This is a genomic window from Tepidimonas sp., from assembly GCF_046292505.1.
Lineage (GTDB): Bacteria > Pseudomonadota > Gammaproteobacteria > Burkholderiales > Burkholderiaceae_C > Tepidimonas.
Window position 1 is genome coordinate 1 of sequence record NZ_JBKBQX010000160.1, and the last position, 829, is coordinate 829.

The 829-nt window shown below is 52.1% G+C and carries 1 protein-coding gene; it reads right to left on the reverse strand.

The window, feature by feature from the left end:
• The coding region (locus ACK4TH_RS12465; RefSeq protein WP_409626909.1) for a hypothetical protein at nt 1-205 on the reverse strand (205 nt) is incomplete at its 3' end.
• Nucleotides 206-829: the final 624 nt, after the last annotated feature.

Here is an 829-nt window from a genome sequence, read left to right on the forward strand (position 1 = left end):
CAGCGGCTGCTGACAATGACCATAGAAGGGCGAGAAAAAGGATGAAAAGCTTGCTCATGTGTTTATGTGCATAACGTTTGAATTCAGCGGACGACAAAAAGCGCAGCTTTTTGACGGTCCGCTGGAATGATTTGTTAGCCATCATTCTCCTGTCATTGCTACGTTCCAGGAAACGAGCTTTGGCCCCTTGTTGTTGCACATCCATCGCTCAACCCCTGCCACAATTCCTTCGCCGTCGCCTCGAAGTGCTGTGAATGCGGAGAGGGGCGGCCCCAGCCGCTCAAGAAGTGGCAGGAGACTTGCACCGTCAATGCAACGAACTTCATAGGTGCCACCCACGTTCTGCATGCTTTCACGTTCGATGTGTTTCCAGCACTGACTGTGAAATAGTTGGTTTTCAGGCAGCCTTGCCATGGTTTCTGCGTCATGCGCAGGAGAGACACGCCAACGGTCTTTTAGCCTGTTACGGGAAATGCCCACGTACCGAATAACACCGTCTCCACCGGCGACGAGGTACAGACAGGGATTTCTTGCTTCCCACACAGCCTTGTTCAGGATGTCGTACTTGGCCTGTAGCCAAGGGCCGATTCTTGAGCCTTTGGCAACGTTACGTTTCCATCGCTTTCCACCGATGCCATGGATGCGAATTACGGGAGTAGCTGCCTGAAAGATCGAGTATGCGTGTTCAATTACGGACGGGTTCATTTGTGATTTTTTCGATTGATGATTGAGGCAAGGCCACCATTGATGGCTAACGTGTTATAGGGAGCAAAACTGCTGCATAACACCGACGGCTGTCTCCCTAACACCGGCGGCTCGATCGGGCGCA